The organism is Escherichia sp. 20412-1, assembly GCF_003027595.1.
GTDB lineage: Bacteria > Pseudomonadota > Gammaproteobacteria > Enterobacterales > Enterobacteriaceae > Escherichia > Escherichia marmotae.
On the sequence record NZ_PYQM01000015.1, the window covers coordinates 1 to 25,137 of the forward strand.

Annotated in this window: 24 protein-coding genes; 17 read left to right on the plus strand and 7 right to left on the minus strand. The window is 51.7% G+C overall.

What is annotated here, in order from left to right:
- Window positions 1–112 (plus strand): hypothetical protein (locus C7B16_RS25315; protein WP_223363118.1); only part of this gene is annotated, 112 nt, incomplete at its 5' end.
- A 49-nt stretch (window positions 113–161) separates the two neighbouring features.
- Here C7B16_RS25315 and ompX read toward each other — a convergent pair.
- Window positions 162–677: an outer membrane protein OmpX gene (gene ompX, locus C7B16_RS12180; RefSeq protein ID WP_001516050.1), complete on the minus strand. Its 516-nt coding sequence runs from the start codon at window positions 675–677 to the stop codon at window positions 162–164.
- A 52-nt stretch (window positions 678–729) separates the two neighbouring features.
- Window positions 730–795 (minus strand): protein YliM, encoded by a 66-nt coding sequence (locus tag C7B16_RS24585; protein WP_120795379.1) that lies wholly within the window; start codon window positions 793–795, stop codon window positions 730–732.
- Between the two features lie 233 nt (window positions 796–1,028).
- On the opposite strand from C7B16_RS24585, the gene rhtA reads away from it, so the two are divergent.
- The 6 genes from rhtA to ybiO all read left to right on the plus strand — a co-directional run bounded on the left by rhtA (window position 1,029) and on the right by ybiO (window position 7,839).
- Window positions 1,029–1,916, plus strand: a complete 888-nt coding sequence (gene rhtA, locus C7B16_RS12185) for a threonine/homoserine exporter RhtA (RefSeq protein ID WP_001119539.1) — start codon at window positions 1,029–1,031, stop codon at window positions 1,914–1,916.
- 299 nt (window positions 1,917–2,215) lie between these two features.
- Window positions 2,216–2,719, plus strand: a complete 504-nt coding sequence (gene dps, locus C7B16_RS12190; RefSeq protein ID WP_000100800.1) for a DNA starvation/stationary phase protection protein Dps — start codon at window positions 2,216–2,218, stop codon at window positions 2,717–2,719.
- 402 nt (window positions 2,720–3,121) lie between these two features.
- Window positions 3,122–3,868, plus strand: a complete 747-nt coding sequence (gene glnH / locus C7B16_RS12200; RefSeq protein WP_001516049.1) for a glutamine ABC transporter substrate-binding protein GlnH — start codon at window positions 3,122–3,124, stop codon at window positions 3,866–3,868.
- 108 nt (window positions 3,869–3,976) lie between these two features.
- Window positions 3,977–4,636, plus strand: coding sequence for a glutamine ABC transporter permease GlnP (glnP, locus tag C7B16_RS12205; RefSeq protein WP_001159054.1), 660 nt, complete (start codon window positions 3,977–3,979; stop codon window positions 4,634–4,636).
- A complete protein-coding gene (gene glnQ / locus C7B16_RS12210) occupies window positions 4,633–5,355 on the plus strand; it encodes a glutamine ABC transporter ATP-binding protein GlnQ (RefSeq protein WP_000569100.1) in 723 nt (240 codons plus the stop codon). The genes glnP and glnQ overlap by 4 nt, the downstream gene beginning before the upstream one ends.
- Before the next feature lie 252 nt (window positions 5,356–5,607).
- The gene (ybiO, locus tag C7B16_RS12215) at window positions 5,608–7,839 is read left to right on the plus strand and encodes a mechanosensitive channel protein (RefSeq protein WP_107179752.1); all 2,232 of its coding nucleotides are present in this window, start codon (window positions 5,608–5,610) and stop codon (window positions 7,837–7,839) included.
- Here ybiO and rlmF read toward each other — a convergent pair.
- The gene (gene rlmF / locus C7B16_RS12220) at window positions 7,830–8,756 is read right to left on the minus strand and encodes a 23S rRNA (adenine(1618)-N(6))-methyltransferase RlmF (RefSeq protein WP_001516046.1); all 927 of its coding nucleotides are present in this window, start codon (window positions 8,754–8,756) and stop codon (window positions 7,830–7,832) included. The genes ybiO and rlmF overlap by 10 nt on opposite strands.
- Window positions 8,757–9,031: 275 nt before the next feature.
- Between rlmF and mcbA the strand changes: the two genes are divergently transcribed.
- The 5 genes from mcbA (at window position 9,032) to ybiJ (ending at window position 13,591) form a co-directional block, all read left to right on the plus strand.
- Window positions 9,032–9,292 carry a DUF1471 family periplasmic protein McbA gene (gene mcbA / locus C7B16_RS24590; RefSeq protein ID WP_001516045.1) on the plus strand — a complete coding sequence of 87 codons (261 nt, stop codon included), beginning with the start codon at window positions 9,032–9,034 and terminating at the stop codon, window positions 9,290–9,292.
- A 263-nt stretch (window positions 9,293–9,555) separates the two neighbouring features.
- A complete protein-coding gene (locus C7B16_RS12230) occupies window positions 9,556–11,838 on the plus strand; it encodes a catecholate siderophore receptor Fiu (protein WP_107179753.1) in 2,283 nt (760 codons plus the stop codon).
- 211 nt (window positions 11,839–12,049) lie between these two features.
- Complete coding sequence (gene ybiX, locus C7B16_RS12235; protein ID WP_061090929.1) at window positions 12,050–12,727, plus strand: PKHD-type hydroxylase YbiX; 678 nt, start codon at window positions 12,050–12,052, stop codon at window positions 12,725–12,727.
- Window positions 12,728–12,800: 73 nt separating this feature from the next.
- On the plus strand, window positions 12,801–13,067 hold the full coding sequence (gene ybiI / locus C7B16_RS12240) for a C4-type zinc finger protein YbiI (protein ID WP_000146371.1): 267 nt from the start codon (window positions 12,801–12,803) through the stop codon (window positions 13,065–13,067).
- 263 nt (window positions 13,068–13,330) lie between these two features.
- Entirely contained in the window at window positions 13,331–13,591 is a 261-nt protein-coding gene (gene ybiJ, locus C7B16_RS12245; protein ID WP_000849310.1) for a DUF1471 family protein YbiJ, read from the plus strand.
- 222 nt (window positions 13,592–13,813) lie between these two features.
- Here ybiJ and C7B16_RS12250 read toward each other — a convergent pair whose 3' ends face one another.
- The 3 genes from C7B16_RS12250 to dinG all read right to left on the minus strand — a co-directional run bounded on the left by C7B16_RS12250 (window position 13,814) and on the right by dinG (window position 18,174).
- Entirely contained in the window at window positions 13,814–14,887 is a 1,074-nt protein-coding gene (locus C7B16_RS12250) for a malate/lactate/ureidoglycolate dehydrogenase (protein ID WP_107179754.1), read from the minus strand.
- A gap of 140 nt (window positions 14,888–15,027) precedes the next feature.
- Window positions 15,028–15,996, minus strand: coding sequence for a DNA-binding protein YbiB (ybiB, locus tag C7B16_RS12255; RefSeq protein WP_000386506.1), 969 nt, complete (start codon window positions 15,994–15,996; stop codon window positions 15,028–15,030).
- A gap of 27 nt (window positions 15,997–16,023) precedes the next feature.
- On the minus strand, window positions 16,024–18,174 hold the full coding sequence (gene dinG / locus C7B16_RS12260; protein ID WP_001218667.1) for an ATP-dependent DNA helicase DinG: 2,151 nt from the start codon (window positions 18,172–18,174) through the stop codon (window positions 16,024–16,026).
- A 119-nt stretch (window positions 18,175–18,293) separates the two neighbouring features.
- Here dinG and C7B16_RS12270 point away from each other — a divergent pair, with 119 nt between their 5' ends.
- Window positions 18,294–18,776 (plus strand): NADAR family protein, encoded by a 483-nt coding sequence (locus C7B16_RS12270; protein WP_072274915.1) that lies wholly within the window; start codon window positions 18,294–18,296, stop codon window positions 18,774–18,776.
- A 233-nt stretch (window positions 18,777–19,009) separates the two neighbouring features.
- On the opposite strand, the gene rhlE is transcribed toward C7B16_RS12270, so the two are convergent.
- Window positions 19,010–20,374, minus strand: coding sequence for an ATP-dependent RNA helicase RhlE (gene rhlE, locus C7B16_RS12275; RefSeq protein WP_107179755.1), 1,365 nt, complete (start codon window positions 20,372–20,374; stop codon window positions 19,010–19,012).
- 228 nt (window positions 20,375–20,602) lie between these two features.
- On the opposite strand from rhlE, the gene cecR reads away from it, so the two are divergent.
- From cecR to C7B16_RS12295, 4 genes are read left to right on the plus strand one after another with little or no spacing between them, the layout of a single operon-like run.
- Window positions 20,603–21,274, plus strand: a complete 672-nt coding sequence (gene cecR, locus C7B16_RS12280; protein WP_024191852.1) for a DNA-binding transcriptional regulator CecR — start codon at window positions 20,603–20,605, stop codon at window positions 21,272–21,274.
- A 2-nt stretch (window positions 21,275–21,276) separates the two neighbouring features.
- Window positions 21,277–22,272, plus strand: a complete 996-nt coding sequence (gene hlyD / locus C7B16_RS12285) for a secretion protein HlyD (protein ID WP_001516038.1) — start codon at window positions 21,277–21,279, stop codon at window positions 22,270–22,272.
- Window positions 22,265–24,001, plus strand: a complete 1,737-nt coding sequence (locus tag C7B16_RS12290) for an ATP-binding cassette domain-containing protein (protein WP_000997115.1) — start codon at window positions 22,265–22,267, stop codon at window positions 23,999–24,001. Before hlyD ends, C7B16_RS12290 begins: the two co-directional genes overlap by 8 nt.
- Window positions 23,994–25,127 (plus strand): ABC transporter permease, encoded by a 1,134-nt coding sequence (locus tag C7B16_RS12295; protein ID WP_016248501.1) that lies wholly within the window; start codon window positions 23,994–23,996, stop codon window positions 25,125–25,127. Before C7B16_RS12290 ends, C7B16_RS12295 begins: the two co-directional genes overlap by 8 nt.
- Window positions 25,128–25,137: the final 10 nt, after the last annotated feature.

Sequence of the window (25,137 nt, forward strand, 5' to 3'; positions counted from 1 at the left end):
GGGACAACTTGTGAAATTACCGACAAGAAGGGAAAGGGCCTTCCCGAGAGTGGTAAAGGAGAGGCCCTGGAAATACCCCACAGCCCCGAAAAAGAGCCAGTCAGTTGCTTAACTGACTGGCATTAGCCCCGAGAGGCGGATTTTTTATATCACCGAAGTGATTAGAAGCGGTAACCAACACCGGCAATCCAGGTGCCTACGTCAACGTTACGAATACGGCTCTGCTCGTAAGAGAAGTCCAGAGCAACGTTTTCGATTGGGTTGAACTGCAGACCCGCACCGTAGGAGAAGCCGTAGTCGCTGGTGTCGTGTTTGAAGGTCGGGTAGTTAGTATCCTGGAATTTACCGTAACCAACACCGACTACACCATAGATGCTCGCCCAGTCATTGATACGGTATGCCGGACCTGCGGTGATGCCGTAATACTGGGTTTTGTTGTAATCGCCTGCACTGTTAGTACGACTTTTTTCAGTGTAAGTGAAAGAACCGATCACACCCAGCGGGCTGTTGTCTTCTTCATAGCGGTATTTCAGGTTGAAACCGCCCATTTTGTTCATTTTGCCCTGAGCGTCGCTCTGAGCATAACCACCAGTAACGGTAGAAGTAGCAGCTACGGAAGTACCTGCGGTGAAAGCCAGAACTGCGGCCAGTGCTGAAAGACATGCAATTTTTTTCATAACCACCTCAAATGTGATTCAAATAAGTCCTAAGCTTTAAATATATCAAAAATTAATGGGAAACTCTTCGCGATTTGTGATGTCTAACGGGCCATTTCATGTAACAGAACGTTTCCACATACCGCTATCCATCTAAATTTAAATCATTTTTTCAGTGAATTGCGTAAGTATTACGCATATTTTCACTCTCACTCATCCAGATTATTCCTAATCATCAGACTAATGAGTCAATCAATCCTGGCGCATTTTAGTCAAAACGGGGAAAAATTTTTCAACAAATGCTCAACCAGCCTGCGGTATATCCAGTACACTCCACGCTTTACCTTACTATACAAACTTATGGGAGAAATGATGCCAGGGTCATTACGTAAAATGCCGGTGTGGTTACCGATATTAATATTGCTCGTTGCCATGGCATCTATTCAGGGTGGAGCCTCATTAGCAAAATCTCTTTTTCCACTGGTTGGCGCGCCCGGGGTTACTGCACTGCGTCTTGCTCTGGGGACACTGATTCTTATCGCTTTCTTTAAGCCGTGGCGGCTGCGTTTTGCCAAAGAACAACGGTTGCCACTGTTGTTTTACGGTGTATCGCTGGGTGGAATGAACTATCTTTTTTATCTTTCTATTCAGACCGTACCACTGGGAATTGCGGTTGCGCTGGAGTTCACCGGACCACTGGCGGTGGCGCTGTTCTCCTCGCGTCGTCCAGTAGATTTCGTTTGGGTTTTGCTGGCAGTGCTCGGCCTGTGGTTCCTGCTGCCGCTGGGGCAAGATGTTTCCCATGTCGATTTAACCGGCTGTGCGCTGGCTCTCGGTGCCGGTGCTTGTTGGGCTATCTACATATTAAGTGGGCAACGTGCGGGTGCTGAACACGGCCCTGCAACGGTGGCAGTTGGCTCGCTGATTGCAGCGTTAATTTTCGTGCCAATTGGCGCGTTACAGGCCGGAGAGGCTCTCTGGCACTGGGCAGTGGTTCCATTGGGTTTGGCTGTCGCAATCCTCTCGACCGCTCTGCCCTACTCGCTGGAGATGATTGCCCTCACCCGTTTGCCGACGCGAACATTTGGCACTCTGATGAGCATGGAACCGGCGCTGGCCGCCATTTCCGGGATGATTTTCCTCGGTGAGATGCTGACGCCGATACAGCTTCTGGCACTCGGTGCTATCATTGCCGCTTCAATGGGCTCCACGCTGACAGCACGCAAAGAGAACAAAATAGAAGAATTAGATATTACTTAAATTTACAATTCTGCATGGTTATGCATAACCATGCAGAATATTCCGCTTTTTTTCACCTGCTACGGCCTTATATATCCGGTTATACAAAAGCATATTTATTCCGAAAGCTTCTGATGAACAAATAAATAAGAATCGTTCTTATCATTACATATAACTTACTGAATTTATATCAGATTTTATTTTTCACGTTTATTACCGCTATTAGTGCGATAGGAACAGCCACAATAGCGAAATACATAGCCGGTGCTATACTTAATCCCGTTAATTGCTGGGACATAACATCAAGAGGATATGAAATTATGAGTACCGCTAAATTAGTTAAATCAAAAGCGACCAATCTGCTTTATACCCGCAACGATGTCTCTGACAGCGAGAAGAAAGCAACAGTAGAGTTGCTAAATCGTCAGGTTATCCAGTTTATTGATCTTTCTTTGATTACTAAACAAGCGCACTGGAATATGCGCGGCGCTAACTTCATTGCCGTACATGAAATGCTGGATGGCTTCCGTACAGCCCTGATTGATCACCTGGATACCATGGCGGAACGTGCGGTACAACTGGGCGGCGTTGCCCTTGGCACCACTCAAGTTATCAATAGCAAAACACCGCTGAAAAGCTACCCGCTGGACATCCACAACGTTCAGGATCACCTGAAAGAACTGGCAGACCGTTACGCGATTGTCGCCAATGACGTACGTAAAGCAATCGGGGAAGCAAAAGATGATGACACTGCGGATATTCTGACCGCCGCTTCCCGCGACCTGGATAAATTCCTGTGGTTTATCGAATCTAACATCGAATAAATCCATCGCTGATGGTTCAAAACTTTAGTACGCAATGAAACGGCTTCCTGACAGGAGGCCGTTTTGCTTTGCTGCCCTTCTTAATGCACTTTTTTAGTGCATTCATCTACCGTTCCCGGCTGAATAAGTAAATTTTTTGTATCCACAACATCACACAATCGTTACATAAAGATTGTTTTTTCATCAGGATTTACGCTAAATGATCATTGTGCTGACTGCACAATTTTAGCGCACCACTTTGGCGCCCCAGAATGGTGCAATCTGGGGGCATTGCCCCATAGATCGTGCAGTAAGATTTCGTCGCATCTCGAAAAATCAACGGGTTGCAAAACTGGCACGATTTTTTCATATATATGAATGTCACGCAGGGGATCGTCCCGTGGATAGAAAAAAGGAAATGCTATGAAGTCTGTATTAAAAGTTTCACTGGCTGCACTGACCCTGGCTTTTGCGGTTTCTTCTCATGCCGCGGATAAAAAATTAGTTGTCGCGACAGATACCGCTTTCGTTCCGTTTGAATTTAAACAGGGCGACAAATACGTGGGCTTTGATGTCGATCTGTGGGCGGCAATTGCTAAAGAACTGAAGTTGGATTACGAACTGAAACCGATGGATTTCAGCGGCATTATTCCGGCATTACAAACCAAAAACATCGATCTGGCACTGGCGGGCATCACTATTACCGACGAGCGTAAAAAAGCGATCGATTTCTCTGACGGCTACTACAAAAGCGGCCTGTTGGTGATGGTAAAAGCCAACAATAACGATGTGAAAAGCGTGAAAGATCTCGACGGTAAAGTCGTTGCAGTGAAGAGCGGCACGGGTTCCGTTGATTACGCAAAAACTAACATCAAAACCAAAGATCTACGTCAGTTCCCGAATATTGATAACGCCTATATGGAACTGGGCACCAACCGCGCAGACGCTGTTTTGCACGATACACCAAACATTCTGTACTTCATCAAAACCGCCGGTAACGGCCAGTTCAAAGCGGTAGGTGACTCCCTGGAAGCTCAGCAATACGGTATTGCGTTCCCGAAAGGTAGCGACGAACTGCGTGACAAGGTCAACGGCGCGTTGAAAACCCTGCGCGAGAACGGAACTTACAACGAAATCTACAAAAAATGGTTCGGTACTGAGCCGAAATAATTATTGCCTTTAATTTATGGCCCGGTGGCCTTTTGCATACCGGGCCTGCGTTTCGCCCAGCCAGTCTTCTGGCTCAGGGTATTTACACCACGGTAACAGGAACAACATATGCAGTTTGACTGGAGTGCCATCTGGCCGGCCATTCCGCTTCTGATCGAAGGCGCTAAAATGACTCTGTGGATTTCTGTCCTCGGTCTGGCTGGCGGCCTGGTGATCGGCCTGGCGGCTGGTTTTGCACGCACCTTCGGTGGTTGGATAGCCAACCACGTCGCGCTGGTCTTTATTGAAGTGATCCGCGGGACACCTATCGTCGTCCAGGTAATGTTTATCTACTTCGCCCTGCCGATGGCGTTTAACGACTTACGTATCGATCCGTTTACTGCGGCGGTGGTCACCATCATGATCAACTCCGGCGCGTACATCGCGGAAATTACCCGTGGAGCGGTATTGTCAATCCACAAAGGTTTTCGTGAAGCCGGGCTGGCGCTCGGTCTTTCACGCTGGGAAACCATTCGCTACGTGATTTTACCGCTGGCACTGCGCCGTATGCTGCCGCCACTGGGCAACCAGTGGATCATCAGCATTAAAGACACCTCGCTGTTTATTGTGATCGGCGTGGCGGAACTGACCCGTCAGGGACAAGAAATTATTGCCGGTAACTTCCGCGCCCTTGAGATCTGGAGCGCCGTAGCGGTGTTCTATCTGATTATTACCCTGGTGCTGAGCTTTGTTCTGCGTCGTCTGGAAAGAAGGATGAAAATCCTGTGATTGAATTTAAAAACGTCTCCAAGCACTTTGGGCCAACCCAGGTGCTGCACAATATCGATTTGAACATTAGCCAGGGCGAAGTGGTGGTGATTATCGGACCATCAGGTTCGGGTAAATCAACCCTGCTGCGCTGCATCAACAAACTGGAAGAAATCACCTCCGGCGATCTGATTGTCGATGGCCTGAAGGTTAACGATCCGAAAGTTGACGAGCGTCTGATTCGCCAGGAAGCAGGCATGGTGTTCCAGCAGTTTTACCTCTTCCCGCACCTGACTGCGCTTGAAAACGTAATGTTTGGCCCGCTGCGCGTGCGTGGTGCAAACAAAGAAGACGCAGAAAAACTGGCGCGTGAACTGCTGGCGAAAGTTGGCCTCGCGGAACGCGCGCATCACTACCCTTCCGAGCTTTCTGGTGGTCAGCAACAGCGTGTGGCGATTGCCCGTGCGCTGGCGGTGAAGCCGAAAATGATGTTGTTCGATGAACCGACATCGGCTCTTGATCCGGAACTGCGCCATGAAGTGCTGAAGGTCATGCAGGATCTGGCAGAGGAAGGTATGACGATGGTGATCGTAACCCACGAAATCGGTTTTGCCGAAAAAGTGGCTTCACGTCTTATCTTTATCGACAAAGGCCGGATTGCGGAAGATGGCAATCCACAGGTGTTGATCAAGAATCCGCCAAGCCAGCGTTTGCAGGAATTTTTACAGCACGTCTCTTAATAAGACACATTGCCTGATGTGCTACGCTTATCAGTCCTACAGAATATATAGCAACTTATTGAAATTGCATGAATTTGTAGGAGCGTTCACGCTGCATTCGGCAAAAAAGCCCGCACGTTGTCAGCAACCTGCTTAATATCCCTTCCTCCCTTTCACCCGAAAGGGAGGAACACCAGATTCCTCTCATTTAAAATTCCCCCTCCCCCAGCATCTATACTTATCTTTTTGCTCTATTTTCTCACTGGAGGAGTCATGCGGTGGATCCTGTTCATCCTCTTCTGCCTGCTGGGCGCACCTGCCCACGCGGTATCCATACCCGGCGTTACAACCACAACGACAACGGCTCCAACGACTGAACCGGCTCCGGAACCGGATATTGAACAAAAAAAAGCGGCCTATGGTGCACTGGCGGATGTGCTGGATAATGACACCTCGCGCAAAGAGTTGGTCGATCAGTTACGCACCGTCGCCGCCACGCCCCCCGCGGAACCCGTACCGAAGATCGTGCCGCCAACGCTGGTTGAAGAGCAAACCGTGCTACAAAAGGTGACCGAAGTCAGTCGCCATTATGGTGAAGCTCTCTCCGCACGCTTCGGGCAACTTTATCGCAATATTACTGGCTCCCCACATAAACCGTTTAATCCGCAAACCTTCAGCAACGCCCTTACCCATTTTTCCATGCTGGCCGTTTTAGTGTTTAGTTTTTACTGGCTGGTTCGCCTGTGCGCACTGCCGTTATATCGCAAAATGGGTCTGTGGGCGCGGCAGAAAAATCGTGAGCGCAGTAACTGGTTGCAGCTTCCGGCGATGATTATCGGTGCGTTTATTATCGACCTGCTGTTACTGGCACTGACATTATTTGTCGGTCAGGTTTTAAGCGACAACCTGAATGCGGGCAGCCGCACCATTGCTTTTCAACAGAGTCTGTTTCTCAATGCTTTCGCCCTGATTGAATTTTTCAAAGCTGTTTTACGCCTGATTTTCTGCCCGAACGTTGCTGAACTGCGTCCATTCTCTATTCAGGATGAGAGTGCCCGCTACTGGTGCCGCCGCCTTAGCTGGCTAAGCGGCCTGATTGGTTATGGCCTGATTGTGGCTGTACCGATTATCTCAAACCAGGTGAATGTGCAAATCGGGGCACTTGCGAACGTCATCATCATGCTGTGTATGACGGTGTGGGCGTTGTATCTGATATTCCGTAATAAAAAAGAGATTACCCAGCATTTGCTCAACTTCGCGGAACACTCACTGGCCTTTTTCAGTCTGTTTATTCGTGCTTTTGCGCTGGTGTGGCACTGGCTGGCAAGCGCCTATTTTATCGTGCTGTTTTTCTTCTCGTTATTTGACCCAGGAAACAGCCTGAAATTTATGATGGGCGCGACGGTGCGTAGCCTGGCGATTATTGGGATCGCGGCGTTTGTTTCCGGTATGTTTTCTCGCTGGCTGGCAAAAACCATTACCCTTTCGCCACACACTCAGCGTAACTATCCGGAACTGCAAAAACGGCTGAACGGCTGGCTGTCGGCGGCGCTGAAAACGGCACGTATTCTGACAGTGTGCGTAGCGGTGATGCTACTATTCAGCGCCTGGGGACTGTTCGATTTCTGGAACTGGCTGCAAAACGGCGCGGGGCAGAAAACGGTGGATATCCTGATCCGCATCGCTCTCATCCTTTTCTTCTCGGCAGTTGGCTGGACGGTACTCGCCAGTTTGATCGAAAATCGGCTGGCTTCGGATATTCATGGTCGCCCGCTGCCCAGCGCCCGCACGCGTACCCTGCTGACACTGTTTCGCAACGCGCTGGCGGTGGTAATCAGTACCATCACCATTATGATTGTGTTGTCGGAAATTGGCGTCAATATTGCGCCGCTACTGGCAGGAGCCGGAGCGTTAGGGCTGGCGATTTCCTTCGGTTCGCAAACGCTGGTGAAAGATATTATTACCGGGGTGTTTATTCAGTTTGAAAACGGCATGAATACCGGAGATTTAGTCACCATCGGGCCGCTGACCGGCACGGTTGAACGCATGTCGATTCGATCCGTGGGCGTGCGCCAGGATACCGGGGCTTATCACATTATTCCGTGGTCCTCGATAACCACCTTTGCCAACTTTGTCCGCGGCATTGGCTCTGTGGTGGCGAATTACGATGTTGATCGTCATGAAGATGCCGATAAAGCCAATCAGGCGCTAAAAGATGCCGTGGCGGAAGTGATGGAAAATGAAGAAGTTCGCGGGCTGATTATCGGTGAACCTAACTTTGCCGGAATTGTTGGCTTAAGCAATACCGCGTTTACACTGCGTGTTTCGTTTACCACGCTGCCACTCAAACAGTGGACGGTACGTTTTGCCCTCGACAGCCAGGTAAAAAAACATTTCGACCAGGCGGGTGTTCGCGCACCGGTACAGACTTATCAAGTGCTGCCTGCTCCGGGCGTTACCCCGGCAGAACCATTACTACCGGGAGAACCGACACTTCAACGCTGACGATTGGCAAAACGACGACGCTGTTCGTCGTTCATAAAGGTCCAGGCAATGAAGCGGCTCTGCTTTTGCCCCTGGGCCATCTCTTTTTTGACCACTTTTACCGCGCCAACATCCGTCAGAGCACGATACAACGGCGGTAAGTTTTCGCCACGAGAAACCAGCGAGGTGAACCACATTACCTGCTTCGCAAAGCCTTTACTCTCTTCAATCATCTTTTTGATGAAAGCCACTTCACCGCCTTCGCACCACAGCTCCTGCTGCTGACCGCCAAAGTTCAACGCATCGTCTCTGTTTAATCCGAGATTACGCCGTTTGCGCTCGCTACCAGCACGCGCTGCCGCGGCAGAGTCGTGGAACGGCGGGTTACACAAGGTTGCGTCATATTGCTCATTTTTATGGATAATGCCGTTAAAAATAGCACTATTCTCTTTTTGCCGACGCAGGCGGATGGCGCGGTTAAGCCCCGGATTGGCGCTGATGATCGCCTGCGCGCTGCTTAACGCCTGACTGTTAGTTTCAGTACCGGTAAAACGCCAGCCATATTCATGTACGCCAATCAGCGGATAAATACAGTTCGCGCCAACGCCGATATCCAGAATGCTGGCACTGGCCGGAATTGTTCCGGTCGCCTCAGCCAGTAAATCGGCAAGATGATGAATATAATCCGCCCGGCCAGGTACTGGCGGACACAGAAAACCGTCAGGAATATCCCAGTTCGCCACGGCATAAAAATGTGCCAGCAACGCCTTGTTGAGCGCCTTCACCGCCAGCGGATTGGCGAAGTCTACGCTTTGCTCACCGGCAGGGGTAAGCGTGAGAAATTGCTTCAGTTCAGGATTCACCTGACAGAGCGTGGCGAGATCGTAGCGGCTGTGATGACGGTTGCGCGGGTGCAACCCCGGTTTCTGGGCGGACATAGCATTCTCCTTTAAGCAGCGGCGTAAGATACCCGCATAACGCGGCAGGGTAAATATCTGGCTGCGTTTAACATGACTCAAAACCTTAACCTGACTGCATTTTTCAGCAATTCACCATAAAAATCAGCACCCTGCATGTCATTGATTTGTCTGGTTTTGTAAAAATACATCGTTCAAAAAACAAGCACATCTCTGTCAATTTTTTGCGTCATTCTCATCACGCAGGAGACCTACACTTATCAGGCACTACTCGTTGTATTTATGAGGATGTCATTATGAAAAAGTGCCTCGCACTACTGCTTGCTACCGTCCTGAGCGGAATCACCTTCACGGCTTATGCCGCGCAACCTCTGAGTAACCAGGACAGCGGTCAACTACGGCCAGCCGGAACCGTTTCGGCAACCGGTGCATCTAACCTAAGCGATCTGGAGGAAAAACTGGCAGAAAAAGCGCGCGAACAAGGCGCGAAAGGTTATGTCATTAATTCCGCAGGCGGAAATGATCAGATGTTCGGTACTGCAACCATCTACAAATAACCACACCAACGCAACTGCATTCGCCTCTGGATGCAGTTTTCGCCTGTTTTGTAATCAAAAAACATCAAATATGAACACAATGTAAATAAATGTATTTATTTTTCACGCAATGGGTGATAGAAAATCGCGCCAGGTGATAATGCTTATCAAAATTATTATCACTTCAAGATTGCTATTACGGGATTAACAGTGGCATCGCATCCGCAGAGACGCTTTCTCGTGACAGTGAAAATTTAAACATATAAGAAAAAGTCACCTGCCAAATGGAAAACAATCGCAATTTCCCTGCCAGACCCTTTCATTCGCTCACGTTCTTTGCCGGTCTTTGTATCGGCATCACGCCTGTGCCACAGGCTCTCGCCGCAGAAGGGCAACAAAACGCTGATGATACACTGGTTGTCGAGGCATCGACGCCTTCGCTTTATGCGCCACTTAAATCTGCCGATCCAAAATTCTCCCGCCCGGTCATCGATACCACCCGCACAATGGCGGTGATTTCTGAACAGGTGATAAAAGATCAGGGCGCAACCAACCTTACTGACGCGCTAAAAAACGTACCTGGCGTGGGCGCATTTTTTGCCGGTGAGAATGGTAATTCCACTACCGGCGACGCCATTTATATGCGCGGTGCGGATACCTCTAACAGCATTTATATTGATGGCATCCGCGATATTGGTAGTGTCTCACGTGACACTTTCAATACCGAACAGGTGGAAGTCATTAAAGGCCCATCCGGCACCGATTACGGACGCAGCGCGCCGACGGGTTCGATCAATATGATCAGTAAACAGCCACGTAATGACTCTGGTATTGACGCCTCTGCCAGTATTGGTAGCGCCTGGTTCCGTCGCGGCACACTGGACGTCAATCAGGTGATTGGTGACACCAGCGCAGTGCGCCTGAATGTGATGGGCGAAAAAACGCACGATGCCGGGCGCGATAAGGTTAAAAATGAACGTTACGGCGTCGCCCCTTCCGTGGCATTAGGCCTCGGTACGTCGACGCGTTTGTATCTCAACTATTTACACGTTACCCAGCACAACACGCCGGACGGCGGCATTCCGACCATTGGTTTGCCGGGTTATTCCGCACCTTCTGCAGGAACGGCGGCACTGAACCATTCCGGTAAGGTGGATACGCATAACTTTTATGGTACGGACTCCGATTACGACGATTCGACCACCGATACCGCCACTATGCGTTTTGAACATGACATCAGCGATAACACCACCATTCGTAATACCACCCGCTGGTCGCGCGTGAAGCAGGATTATCTGATGACGGCGATTATGGGCGGAGCATCGAATATTACCCAGCCCACCAGCAATGTGGATAGCTGGACGTGGTCACGCACGGCGAATACTAAAGATGTGAGTAATAAAATCCTCACCAACCAGACTAACCTGACGTCGGCGTTCTATACCGGTTCAATCGCCCATGATGTCAGTACCGGCGTGGAATTTACCCGCGAAACGCAGACCAACTACGGCGTTAATCCGGTGACGTTACCGCCGGTGAACATTTACCATCCTGACAGCAGCATTCATCCTGGCAGTCTGACGCGCAACGGTGCCAATGCTAACGGTCAGACAGATACCTTCGCGATTTATGCCTTCGATACGCTGCAAATCACCCGTGATTTTGAGCTGAACGGCGGGATCCGTCTGGACAATTATCATACTGAATATGACAGTGCTACCGCCTGCGGCGGCAGTGGTCGCGGTGCCGTCACCTGCCCAACTGGCGCGGCAAACGGTTCTCCGGTCACCACCGTCGACACCGCCAGGTCGGGCAATCTGGTCAACTGGAAAGCCGGGGCGCTGTATCATCTGACGGAAAATGGCAATGTCTACGTCAACTATGCTGTTTCCCAACAACCGCCTGGCGGCAGCAACTTCGCTCTTGCACAGTCTGGCAGCGGTAACAGCGCCAACCGCACCGACTTTAAACCGCAAAAAGCGAAGACCAGCGAAATTGGCACCAAATGGCAAGTGCTGGATAAACGCTTGCTACTAACTGCCGCGCTGTTCCGTACCGATATCGAAAATGAAGTTGAGCAAAACGACGACGGGACTTACTCGCAGTACGGTAAAAAGCGCGTCGAAGGCTATGAGATTTCCGTGGCTGGAAATATCACTCCCGCATGGCAGGTGATTGGCGGATATACCCAGCAAAAAGCGACCATTAAAAATGGTGCGGACGTGGCTCAGGATGGTTCGTCATCACTGCCGTATACGCCAGAACACGCCTTTACCTTATGGAGCCAGTATCAGGCAACGGATGATATCTCCATTGGTGCAGGCGCACGCTATATCGGCAGTATGCATAAAGGTTCTGACGGCGCGGTGGGAACTCCGGCGTTTACTGAAGGTTATTGGGTTGCCGATGCCAAATTGGGCTATCGCGTCAATCGCAACCTCGATTTCCAGTTAAACGTCTACAACCTGTTTGATACCAATTACGTGGCCTCGATTAACAAGAGCGGCTACCGCTATCATCCGGGCGAGCCAAGAACCTTCCTGCTCACCGCCAATATGCATTTCTGATTCAGATATGGGGCGCAGGGCTTACTAAGATTGATGGCGAGAACAGGACTGCCTGATGCGCTGCGCTTATCAGGCCTACAAGGTTGTGCAACACGTTGAGTTCACATCATTTGGTAGGCCGGATAAGGCATTCACGCCGCATCCGGCATGAACAAAGCACCTGCTGTTAAAAATCGGTGTGGGGTGAAGCCCCACTTTTTGGAGAACTTGTATGATGTACCACATTCCCGGCGTGTTATCGCCACAGGACGTCGCGCGTCTTCGTGAACAACTGGAACAAGCCGAATGGATTGATGGTCGTGTCACCACTGGCGCGCAGGGCGCACAAGTTAAGAGCAATCAGCAAGTGGACACCCGCAGCGCGTTATATGCCGCATTGCAAACTGAGGTGTTTAACGCGGTTAACCAACATGCTCTGTTCTTTGCCGCTGCCTTGCCGCGTACCCTATCCACGCCGCTGTTTAATCGTTATCAGAACAATGAAACCTATGGTTTTCATGTGGATGGCGCAGTACGCAGTCATCCGCAAAACGGCTGGATGCGCACAGACCTTTCTGCGACGCTGTTTTTGAGCGATCCACAAAGCTATGAAGGCGGCGAACTGGTCGTCAATGACACCTTCGGGCAGCATCGGGTAAAACTCCCGGCAGGCGATCTGGTGTTGTATCCTTCGAGTAGCCTGCACAGCGTAACGCCCGTCACGCGCGGCGTGCGGATGGCCTCGTTTATGTGGATCCAGTCGATGATCCGCGATGATAAAAAGCGCGCCATGCTATTCGATTTGGACAACAATATTCAGTCGCTGAAAAACCGCTTTGGTGAAGGTGAAGAAATCCTGTCGCTACTCAATCTTTATCACAATCTGCTGCGAGAATGGTCGGAGATATGACAATTGAACTGCCGGAGTTTGTCCCTATATTAGCTACACTTAATTGTACAAGCATTGATATGGGGAGGACGATATGGCATCCGGTTGGGCTAATGATGACGCCGTCAACGAACAGATCAACAGTACAATTGAAGATGCGGTTGCCCGCGCTCGGGATGAAATCCCGCGTGGTGAAAGCCTGTATGAATGTGAAGAGTGCGGTGCTCCCATCCCGCAGGCCCGTCGGGAAGCCATTCCTGGCGTGCGCTTATGCATCCACTGCCAGCAGGAGAAAGATTTACAAAAACATTCTTATACAGGATATAATCGCAGAGGCTCGAAGGACAGCCAGTTACGTTAACTACAACTGGCATGGAGTACAGCAAGTATAATTTGCATTTTGCGTGGCATTCCGTGCCTTTAACGCAGCCGTAACTGACACGCGGTACAAAATTGAATCATAAGCACGACAAATAGATGAATTATCAGCATCTTAGATATCAATCAATTTATTTGAATAAGGCGGTCAATTCTCTTCGATTTTATCTCTCGTGAAAAAACGTGATACTCATCACATCGACGAAACAACGTCACTTAAACAAAATCACCTGCGAGAGATTAATTATGAAAACTATCAATACTGTTGTTGCTGCTATGGCTCTTTCAACTCTGTCATTTGGCGTGTTCGCGGCACAACCGGTAACGGCATCCCAGGCACAAAGCATGAATAAAATCGGCGTAGTTTCTGCCGATGGCGCATCCACCCTCGACGCGCTGGAAGCAAAACTGGCAGAAAAAGCTGCGGCGGCTGGTGCCAGTGGATACAGCATTACTTCTGCCACCAACAACAATAAATTAAGCGGAACTGCGGTTATCTATAAGTAATTCCAAGGCCGGATAAGGTGTTTACGTCGCATCCGGCAACAAGTGCCTGATGCGACGCTACCGCGTCTTATCAGGCCTACAAAATCCGAACCGTTGACCGGCATCCGGCAAAAGAATTTCCCTGTCTGTTTACCGACAGACGCATGTGCTCTAACCCTCATTGATCCTATGTTACCCTTGTTTGCCCGTCCGTCACTGGACGGGCTTTTTTTCGCTGGCTGACTATTGGCAGAAAGTCTGCAACGTCGCTTCTGGTACACCAATTTGCCGCGCCGCGTCACAAATCGCCTGCCAGCTCCCGGCATCTAACGGGATCCCCAGCTCCTGCCGTTCACGGCGCATATTCACTTCCCATTCGCCTGGCAGCAAAATCGGCTTATCTTCATCATGCGGCGAAGCTTTCACCCACTCGGCAAAGGCTTCGGTCTGCTCTGCACAATCTGGCGCGCCGAACAATTCCGGGTTAACGATGATGGTGGTCATACAGTTAAGAATGGTATCGGGGCTGGTTTGTAACGTTTCCTGATGGGTCGTTTTGCCGCCGGAAAGCGCACCACCAAGAATTTCGCACATCGCCGCCAGGGCATAACCTTTATGTTCGGCAAAGGTCAGCAGTGATCCCAACGGTGACTCCTGCATCACTGCCGGATTGGTCGTCGGCACGCCGTTAACATCAATCAGGCAGCCTGGCGGTACGGGCACACCTTTATGCCAGGCGACACGGGTTTTGCCAAATGCAATGGCGCTGGTGGCATAATCAAGCAACAGCGGGAAGTTATCCTTTCGTGGAAAGACCACGCAGAACGGATTGGTGCCGAAGCGACGATCGCGACCATGGAACGGTGCCACCATCGGAATCCCCACTACGCTCACAAAGTGAACAGAGACAAACCCCGCCGCTGCGCACTGTTCCGCCCAGTAACCGATACGCCCGATATGATGAGAGTTACGCAGTGCCACAGCAGCAATTCCGTGCTGACGCGCTTTTTCAATGCCAAGTGTCATGGCCTCGTACGCCGCCACCTGACCGAATGCACGATCGCCATCAAGCGTGACCACTGCCCCCGCATCTTTGACAATTTTAGCGTGATGGTTGATTTGCAAAGAACCCAGTTGCCAGGAATGCACATAGCTCGGGATCATGCCAATCCCATGTGAATCATGCCCTGCCAGATTTGCCGCAATTAAATGATCTGCTACTAGTTTTGCTTCCTGTTCCTCGCTACCCATCTGACGAAACACAGTCAGAATAAAGTTGTGCAGCGTCCGGGCATGAAAGCGATGACCACTTGCCATAGTTAACTCCTGTTTATGTTATATGCCTGTTGCTTTTTTATGCTGCGCGCCGCACGCGGGAAGGTCAATAAATATGCTGCAATTTCATGTTGCTGTGGAGTAAAGGCCGGATGACGCTCATCATCCGGCAGGGGGAGAAATTAAAATGATTGCTTAACGCGCGCCAGGCCATCGCTAACGGATGCCACTTCGCCCGCCGCCACCAGGCAGCAAGCCATCTGGATTTTTAGTGATTTGGGAATCGGTTCGCTGCCTGCCAGACAACGCTCAATCCACTTCGCGGTGGTTTCCGGGTCTTTTGCTTCTGGCAGTATCAGTAGCTCACTGCCTGCATCGTCCTGTTTTTCATACAGCACCCGCGTTCCTTCGCGATCAATCAGATTGATTTGCGGACAGCGTTGCGGATTTGCATACACTTCGCCTTCGGTGCCGTGCATTAACAGCGCCCTCCCACCGATGTCGTTAAAGAATTTCGCCACCCGCCCGACATATTCCGGATGCGAAACACTGGAAAGACGCAGCGCATCACCTTCAGCAAATGGCGTCGCCAGTTTCGCCAGCGTATGCGCACTGTTACGCACGCCCATCCGCCAGCGCATCGCCAGTTGTTTTTCCAGCGGCGGGCAAAACGCGCCTACAGGCATAAACACAGGTTGATGTTCGTCGAGCTTCGCCTGCGCCTGGCCGCCGTGCAGCGTTGGCGTAATCCCCATCAGTTCGAAAATGGTTTCGCTCAGCACGCGGGTCGGATCTTCGCTAACACCGTGAACCACTACTGGAAAACCGAGTTTGTGCAGCAGGATCGCCAGCAATGGCGTCAGGTTGGCCTGTTTCCGTGCACCGTTGTAACTGGGAATAACAACAGGAATCGGCTTGCCAACAGGGGGCGTCAACTTGATGGTGTGATTTTGCATGGCTTCGTAAAAGCCGAGCATCTCTGCTTCCCCTTCCCCTTTGATACGCAGCGCCATCAATACGCCGCCCAACTCAAGGTCAGGTACTTCACCGTTGAGCATATGGGCATACAGGCCGCGCGCCGTATCCTGGTCTAAATCGCGCGCATGGTTTTTGCCGCGCCCGATCTCTTTGATGATTTTGCGATAGTCCATTTATGACTCCTTACCTGACTCACATCATTAACGCCGCCGACGGCGTGGGGATTTTGCTTTTTCTTTCTTTTTAACTATACCTTCAGGGACTTCTGGTTGCTCAATCGGAAACACCGGTAAGGCATCAAGTAACCGCTTGCCGTAGTTTTTGGTTAACAAGCGTTTATCATAAATCACCACTTCACCCCAGCAACTGTGGCTTCGAATCAGACGCCCAACTTGCTGAATCAGGTTAAACGAGGCGCTCGGCAGGCTTTGTACCTCAAAGGGATAACGATTAAGACTTTTTAGCCATTCGCCTTCGGTGATCACCACCGGGCTGTCGATGGGGGGAAAGGCGATTTTATGAATATGCACCTGACTTAGCAGGTCACCTTTCAGATCAAGGCCTTCGGCAAAAGACTGTAAACCTACCAATACACTGCGCTCACCGTTAGCAACGCGTTTACGATGCAGTTCAACTAAGCGGTAGCGAGGCTGATCGCCCTGCACCAGCAACATCAGACGTAAATCCGTCACATAGTCGAGAAATCGCTGCATCGCCCGCCCGCTGGCAAACAACACCAACATGCCGAGATGTTTTTTGCTCTCTACCTGCTCACGGAAAAAGGCCGCCATTTCGGCAATATGCTGCTCTTCGTTGTCAATGGACGGTTCATAACGCATCTGCGGAATGACAATTTTGCCCTGTTCGCAGTGGTTGAAGGGGGAATCCAGCGCCACAAAGCGATCGCCCGCTTTCTCTTTCAACCCACTCATCTCCTGCAAACGCGAAAAACTGTTCAGCGAACGCAAGGTTGCAGAAGTGATAATAATGTGCGGAATACTGCGCCACAGCAGCCTTTCGAGTTGATCGCTGACGCGGATCCCCACACAGTGAAACCAGAGATGTAGCTGCCCGTCGCGTTCTTCCCGCGTCGCCCATTTGGTTACCGGCGCACCAGAAGATTGCGCCAGAGACGCCAGCCGCCAGAGTTTGCTCTGCGCCTCAAACATCCCCAGCGCGCGGTTCATCTGCAAAATCAGTCGATGCAAACGCACAATGTCATGGCTACCGGTTTTCTCACTTAAATCATTGAGGAATAACTCAGCCAGACCACGCAGCATCTCGGTCAGTTTTGCCAGCCGCTGGCAGATCTCCAGTACTTCATCCGGCAATTCGCCCATCGCAAAACGGTGCTCTGCCTCTTGCCCGGCAGGCATATAGAGATTGAGGATGTTGTTTAAAGAGGCGATAAGCTCATACAACTCTTCACAATGCGCATTCAACCGTTCAGGGATCGCCAGCGGTGGAATGGTCTTCGGGCGAAACTGCTCCATGCAGGTGGCGACCAGTTTTGTGAACAGATCCAGTTGTAGCCGATACCAGGGTGCAGTAATTTCCGCGCTCATTTCCAGCGCATCCCGCGCCACGTCCGGCAGGTGATGACCTTCATCCAGCACCAGCAGCAAATTTTTCGGTTCTGGCAATACCGCTTCGCTTTCCATCGCCGCCATCACCAGCGCATGGTTTGCCACTACCACTTCCGCTTCCTGAATTTCCCGGCGGGCAACAAAAAACGGACATTCGCGGTAGTAATAACAGTTACGGTTGAGGCAACTGGCTTTGTCGGTACTCAGACGACGCCAGAGATCGTCATCAATGGCGATATCAGTGTGATCGCGCAGGCCATCCCATTTATAAGTATCGAGATCGCCCTTCAGCTTTGCACAACGTTTTTGTTCTTCCTGATTGTTCGGTGTCAGTTCATCGTCGAGAAACGCGAGCAGATCCTGTTGTGTGGGTTCGGTACTGGCAAGCGCCGTCAGGTTACGCGGGCAAACGTAGCGCCCACGCCCGAAAGCGGCGGTGAATTTTAGATCGGGAATGATCTTTTTCAGCAGCGGCAAATCTTTGCTGTAGATCTGATCCTGCAACGCCACGTTAGCGGTACTCACCACCAGCGTTTTTTGCTCTTCGCGGGCAATGGCGATGCCGGGGATCAAATAGGAGAGCGTTTTCCCAACGCCGGTGGGGGCTTCAATCGCCAGATGCCGCCCTTCTTCTCCGGCCAGTGTTTTGGCGACATCCGCAATCATCTGCCGCTGCGGCGCACGGGGAATAAAGTCGGGGATCTGTTCCTGAAGCGCCTTATACCAGGCGGCAATTTGCGCTTTAAGCGCGGCGGTTAATGCCATGAGAAAACCTGAAATACTGTATAAACAGCCAATATTGTGGCATTTTTCAGTTTTCAGGGGTAATGATTTTTCTGTTTCTGGAAAGTGGCTCGCAATAACCTCCAGGATAATACGGTCTAATTCCTGTTCGACAACAAAGGATTCAACACGTCATGCAAGACACCATCATAAATTTCTACAGCACCAGTGACGACTACGGGGATTTTTCTAACTTTGCCGCCTGGGCCATCAAGATTGACGGCAAAACCTGGCCCACCTCAGAACACTATTTTCAGGCACAAAAGTTCCTTGATGAAAAATACCACGAAGAGATCCGCCGGATTTCCTCACCCATGATCGCCGCGCGTATGGGGCGTGACCGTTCTAAGCCCCTGCGTAAAAACTGGGAGTCGATAAAAGAAGAGGTGATGCGCAAAGCGCTTCGCGCTAAATTCGAACAACACGCAGAACTGCGCGCGCTCCTGCTGGCAACCGCGTCAGCGAAACTGGTTGAGCATACGAAAAATGATGCTTACTGGGGAGATGGCGGTAATGGTCAGGGCAAGAATCGCCTGGGCTACCTTTTAATGGAGCTGCGCGAACAATTGGCTGCGGAGAAGTAACGCATCGGGTGGCTTGTGGGCGGTAAAACAGAGAAATCTTTTTGCCGCGCTTGCAAATTGCTGACTAGCGCTTGTAGTGATATGCCGGATGCGGCGCGAACACCTTATCCGGCATACAAGTTGTTAAAATTCAATATATTGTAGGAACCACGTAGGCCTGATAAGCGTAGCGCATCAGGCAGTTTTGCGTTTGTCATCAGTCTCAGATGCCGGGCATTACCCGGCATAAAAGATTACTGAGCTGCGGCAGGTTTACGCGGACGGCGGCGACGTTGTTGCTCGCCTGCCGGTTTGGCATCACCAAGACGACGAGACGGTTTTGCTGCAGGCTTCGCGTTACCAGCCTTCGCACCGCTTTCTGCGCGACGCGGTTGCAGTTGACTACGACCACCGCTCTGCCCACGACCACCGCCGCTGCGTTGCTGGCGACCGTTCTGGATCGGTTCGGCTTTAATTGACGGATCCGGCTCATAGCCCGGAACAGCGATACGCGGGATCTCTTTTTTCAGCAGTTTTTCGATATCGCGCAACAGTTTGTGCTCATCAACACACACCAGCGATAACGCTTCGCCGGTGGCTGCGGCACGACCGGTACGCCCGATGCGGTGCACGTAATCTTCCGGTACGTTTGGCAGCTCATAGTTGACGACGTGTGGCAACTCTTCGATATCCAGGCCACGCGCGGCGATATCGGTCGCCACCAGCACACGAATATCACCTGATTTAAAATCGGCCAACGCACGAGTACGCGCACCTTGCGATTTATTACCGTGGATCGCCGCACTGCGGATGCCATCTTTATTTAGCTGTTCTGCCAGATGGTTGGCACCATGTTTGGTACGTGTAAACACCAGCACCTGCTGCCAGTTACCTTTACCAATCATGTGCGACAGTAATTCCCGTTTGCGTTTCTTATCAACAAAATGAACGTGCTGGGTCACTTGCTCAGAGGCGGTATTACGGCGCGCCACTTCGATTTCCAGCGGGTTATGCAGCAGTTTTTCTGCCAGCGCTTTAATCTCGTCAGAGAAAGTCGCGGAGAACAGCAGGTTCTGGCGTTTCGCGGGCAGCTTTGTTAACACACGGCGAATATCGTGGATAAAGCCCATATCGAGCATACGGTCAGCTTCATCAAGGACGAGGATTTCTATCTGATCCAGTTTCACCGCATTCTGGTGTTCCAGGTCCAGCAGACGCCCGGGCGTTGCCACCAGCACATCAACACCGCCGCGCAGTTTCATCATCTGCGGGTTAATGCTGACGCCGCCAAACACCACCAGCGAACGAATGTTCAGGTATTTGCTGTAATCACGGACGTTTTCGCCAATCTGCGCCGCCAGTTCACGGGTCGGGGTGAGGATCAACGCACGAACCGGACGACGCCCTTTGGCGTGCGGCTCACGGGAAATCAGGTGTTGCAGTAGCGGCAGCGTAAAGCCCGCTGTTTTACCCGTGCCGGTCTGGGCACTGGCCATCAGATCACGGCCTTCCAGTACTGCGGGGATCGCCTGCTGCTGAATAGGGGTGGGTTCACGGTAACCTTGCTCGGCAACGGCGCGCAGGATATCAGGGCTTAAACCCAAAGAATCGAAAGACATAACTACTCCGAACCGCCCCGACCGTTACCGGTGTAGTTTTCAGGGAGATACTGAAAAGGAAAATGACAAAAACCACAATGTCATGAGGGAGCGGAGTGTAGCAGTTTTTGTGACGCAGCGCATAAATTATCCCTGTGACTGGCGTTGCTAAAATTCTTAGCCATACTGGACAACGCTAAAAATGAGTCATAATCTTAATCAATCATTTGATTAAGAATGGGCTGTGCGATGAATAGTCCTGCCATGACAACCAAAGGTGAACAGGCCAAAAAACAGCTAATTGCTGCGGCACTGGCACAGTTTGGTGAGTATGGAATGAACGCCACCACCCGCGATATCGCCGCCCAGGCCGGGCAGAATATCGCAGCCATCACCTATTACTTCGGTTCGAAAGAAGATTTATACCTCGCCTGCGCCCAGTGGATTGCCGATTTTATTGGCGAGCAGTTCCGTCCGCACGCCGAGGAAGCCGAACGCTTGTTCGCACAACCACAGCCGGATCGCGCCGCTATCCGCGAACTGATCCTTCGCGCTTGCAGGAACATGATTCAACTGCTCACCCAGGATGATACCGTCAACCTCAGCAAGTTTATCTCCCGTGAGCAGCTCTCTCCCACGGCGGCCTACCATCTGGTGCATGAACAGGTGATTAGTCCGCTACACAGCCACCTTACGCGCCTGATTGCCGCCTGGACCGGCTGTGACGCCAACGATACCCGCATGATCCTCCATACTCATGCGCTGATTGGCGAGATTCTGGCGTTTCGTCTCGGCAAAGAAACGATTCTGTTACGTACCGGCTGGACCGCGTTCGATGAAGAAAAGACCGAACTGATTAACCAGACGGTAACCTGTCATATCGACCTGATTTTGCAAGGATTATCGCAAAGGAGTTTGTAGTGATGAAAAAACCTGTCGTGATTGGACTGGCGGTAGTGGTACTTGCCGCCGTGGTTGCCGGAGGCTACTGGTGGTATCAAAGCCGCCAGGATAACGGCCTGACGCTGTATGGCAACGTGGATATTCGCACTGTTAATCTTAGCTTCCGTGTCGGTGGTCGCGTTGAATCTCTGGCGGTAGACGAAGGTGATGCCATCAAAGCGGGTCAGGTGCTGGGCGAACTGGATCACAAGCCGTATGAGATTGCGCTGATGCAGGCGAAAGCAGGCGTTTCGGTGGCGCAGGCACAATATGATCTGATGCTTGCCGGTTATCGCGATGAAGAAATCGCCCAGGCTGCCGCTGCCGTAAAACAGGCGCAGGCCGCTTACGACTATGCGCAGAATTTCTATGCTCGTCAGCAAGGATTGTGGAAAAGCCGCACTATTTCGGCAAACGACCTGGAAAATGCCCGCTCCTCGCGTGACCAGGCCCAGGCAACGCTGAAATCAGCACAGGATAAATTGCGTCAGTACCGTTCCGGTAACCGTGAACAGGACATCGCCCAGGCGAAAGCCAGCCTCGAACAGGCGCAGGCGCAACTGGCGCAGGCGGAGCTGAATTTACAGGACTCAACGTTGGTAGCCCCCTCTGATGGCACGCTGTTAACCCGCGCGGTAGAGCCTGGCACAGTGCTCAATGAAGGTGGCACGGTGTTTACCGTTTCACTAACGCGTCCGGTGTGGGTGCGTGCCTATGTCGATGAGCGCAATCTCGACCAGGCCCAACCGGGCCGCAAAGTGCTGCTCTATACCGATGGTCGCCCGGACAAGCCGTATCACGGGCAGATTGGTTTCGTTTCGCCAACCGCTGAATTTACCCCGAAAACCGTCGAAACGCCGGATCTGCGCACCGACCTTGTCTATCGCCTGCGGATTGTGGTGACCGACGCCGATGATGCGTTACGCCAGGGAATGCCAGTAACGGTGCAATTCGGTGACGAGGCAGGACATGAATGATGCCGTTATCACGCTAAACGGCCTGGAAAAACGCTTTCCGGGTATGGACAAGCCCGCCGTCGCACCGCTCAACTGTACCATTCATGCCGGTTATGTTACGGGGCTGGTGGGGCCGGATGGCGCGGGTAAAACCACGTTGATGCGGATGCTGGCCGGATTACTGAAACCCGACAACGGCAGTGCTACGGTCATTGGCTTTGATCCGATCAAAAACGACGCTGCGTTACACGCGGTGCTCGGCTATATGCCGCAGAAATTCGGTCTGTATGAAGATCTCACGGTGATGGAGAATCTTAATCTGTACGCGGATTTGCGCAGCGTAACCGGTGAAGCGCGAAAACAGACGTTTGCTCGCCTGCTGGAGTTTACTTCTCTTGGCCCATTTACCGGACGCCTGGCGGGTAAGCTCTCTGGCGGGATGAAACAAAAACTCGGGCTGGCCTGTACCCTGGTGGGTGAGCCGAAAGTGTTACTGCTCGATGAACCCGGCGTCGGCGTAGACCCCATCTCACGGCGCGAGCTGTGGCAGATGGTGCACGAACTGGCAGGCGAAGGGATGCTGATCCTCTGGAGTACCTCATATCTCGATGAAGCCGAACAGTGCCGTGACGTATTGCTGATGAACGAAGGTGAGTTGCTGTATCAGGGAGAACCGAAGGCTCTGACGCAAACCATGGCCGGACGTAGCTTTCTGATGACCAGCCCGCACGAAAGCAACCGCAAACTGCTGCAACGAACGCTGAAACTGCCGCAGGTCAGCGACGGGATGATTCAGGGGAAATCAGTACGTCTGATCCTCAAAAAAGAGGCCACACCAGACGATATTCGCCGCGCCGACGGAATGCCGGAAATCAACATCAACGAAACCACACCTCGCTTTGAAGATGCGTTTATTGATTTGCTGGGCGGTGCCGGAACCTCAGAATCACCGCTGGGCGCAATATTGCATACGGTAGAAGGCTCACCGGACGAGACGGTGATCGAAGCGAAAGAGCTGACCAAGAAGTTTGGCGATTTTGCCGCCACCGATCACGTCAATTTTGCCGTCAAACGCGGTGAAATCTTTGGTTTGCTGGGGCCAAACGGTGCGGGGAAATCCACCACCTTTAAGATGATGTGCGGCTTGCTGGTACCGACCTCCGGTCAGGCGCTGGTGCTGGGAATGGATCTGAAAGAGAGTTCCGGTAAAGCACGCCAGCATCTCGGCTATATGGCGCAAAAATTTTCGCTGTATGGCAACCTGACAGTCGAACAGAATTTACGCTTTTTCTCCGGCGTGTATGGCTTACGCGGTCGGGCGCAGACTGAAAAAATCACCCGTATGAGCGAGGCGTTCGGCCTGAAAAGCATTGCCTCACATGCTACCGATGAACTGCCATTAGGTTTTAAGCAGCGGCTGGCGCTGGCCTGCTCGTTGATGCATGAACCGGATATTCTGTTTCTCGATGAACCCACTTCCGGCGTCGATCCCCTCACCCGCCGCGAGTTTTGGCTACATATCAACAGCATGGTAGAGAAAGGTGTCACGGTGATGGTCACCACCCACTTTATGGATGAAGCGGAATATTGCGACCGCATCGGACTGGTGTATCGCGGGAAACTGATTGCCAGCGGCACGCCGGACGATTTGAAAGCGCAATCGGCCAATGATGAGCAACCCGACCCCACGATGGAGCAAGCCTTTATTCAGTTGATCCACGACTGGGATAAGGAGCATGGCAATGAGTAATCCGATCCTGTCCTGGCGTCGCGTGCGAGCGCTGTGCGTTAAAGAGACGCGGCAGATCATTCGCGATCCGAGTAGCTGGCTGATTGCGGTGGTGATCCCGCTGTTGCTACTGTTTATTTTTGGCTACGGCATTAACCTCGACTCCAGCAAGCTGAGGGTCGGAATATTGCTTGAACAGCGTAGCGAAGCGGCGCTGGATTTCACCCACACCATGACAGGCTCACCTTATATCGACGCCACTATCAGCGATAATCGCCAGGAATTAATCGCCAAAATGCAGGCGGGGAAAATTCGTGGTCTGGTGGTGATTCCGGTGGATTTCGCGGAACAGATGGAGCGTGCCAACGCCACCGCGCCAATTCAGGTGATTACCGACGGCAGCGAGCCAAATACCGCCAACTTTGTGCAGGGTTATGTCGAAGGGATCTGGCAGATCTGGCAAATGCAGCGAGCGGAAGACAACGGGCAGACTTTTGAGCCGCTTATTGATGTCCAGACTCGCTACTGGTTTAACCCGGCGGCGATTAGCCAGCACTTTATTATTCCCGGTGCTGTAACCATTATCATGACGGTGATCGGCGCGATCCTCACCTCGCTGGTGGTGGCGCGGGAGTGGGAACGCGGCACTATGGAGGCTTTGCTCTCTACGGAGATTACCCGCACGGAACTGCTGCTGTGTAAGCTGCTCCCCTATTACGTCCTCGGCATGCTGGCAATGCTGCTGTGTATGCTGGTGTCGGTATTTATTCTCGGTGTGCCATATCGCGGTTCGCTGCTGATTCTGTTTTTTATCTCCAGCCTGTTTTTACTCAGTACGCTGGGGATGGGGCTGCTGATTTCAACGATTACCCGCAACCAGTTCAACGCCGCACAAGTCGCACTGAACGCCGCGTTCTTGCCGTCGATTATGCTCTCTGGCTTTATTTTTCAGATCGACAGTATGCCTGCGGTGATCCGCGCGGTGACGTACATTATTCCCGCACGTTATTTCGTCAGCACCCTGCAAAGCCTGTTTCTCGCCGGGAATATTCCGGTAGTGCTGGTCGTGAATGTGCTGTTTTTGATCGCTTCGGCGGTGATGTTTATCGGTCTGACGTGGCTGAAAACCAAACGTCGACTGGATTAGGGAGAAGAGC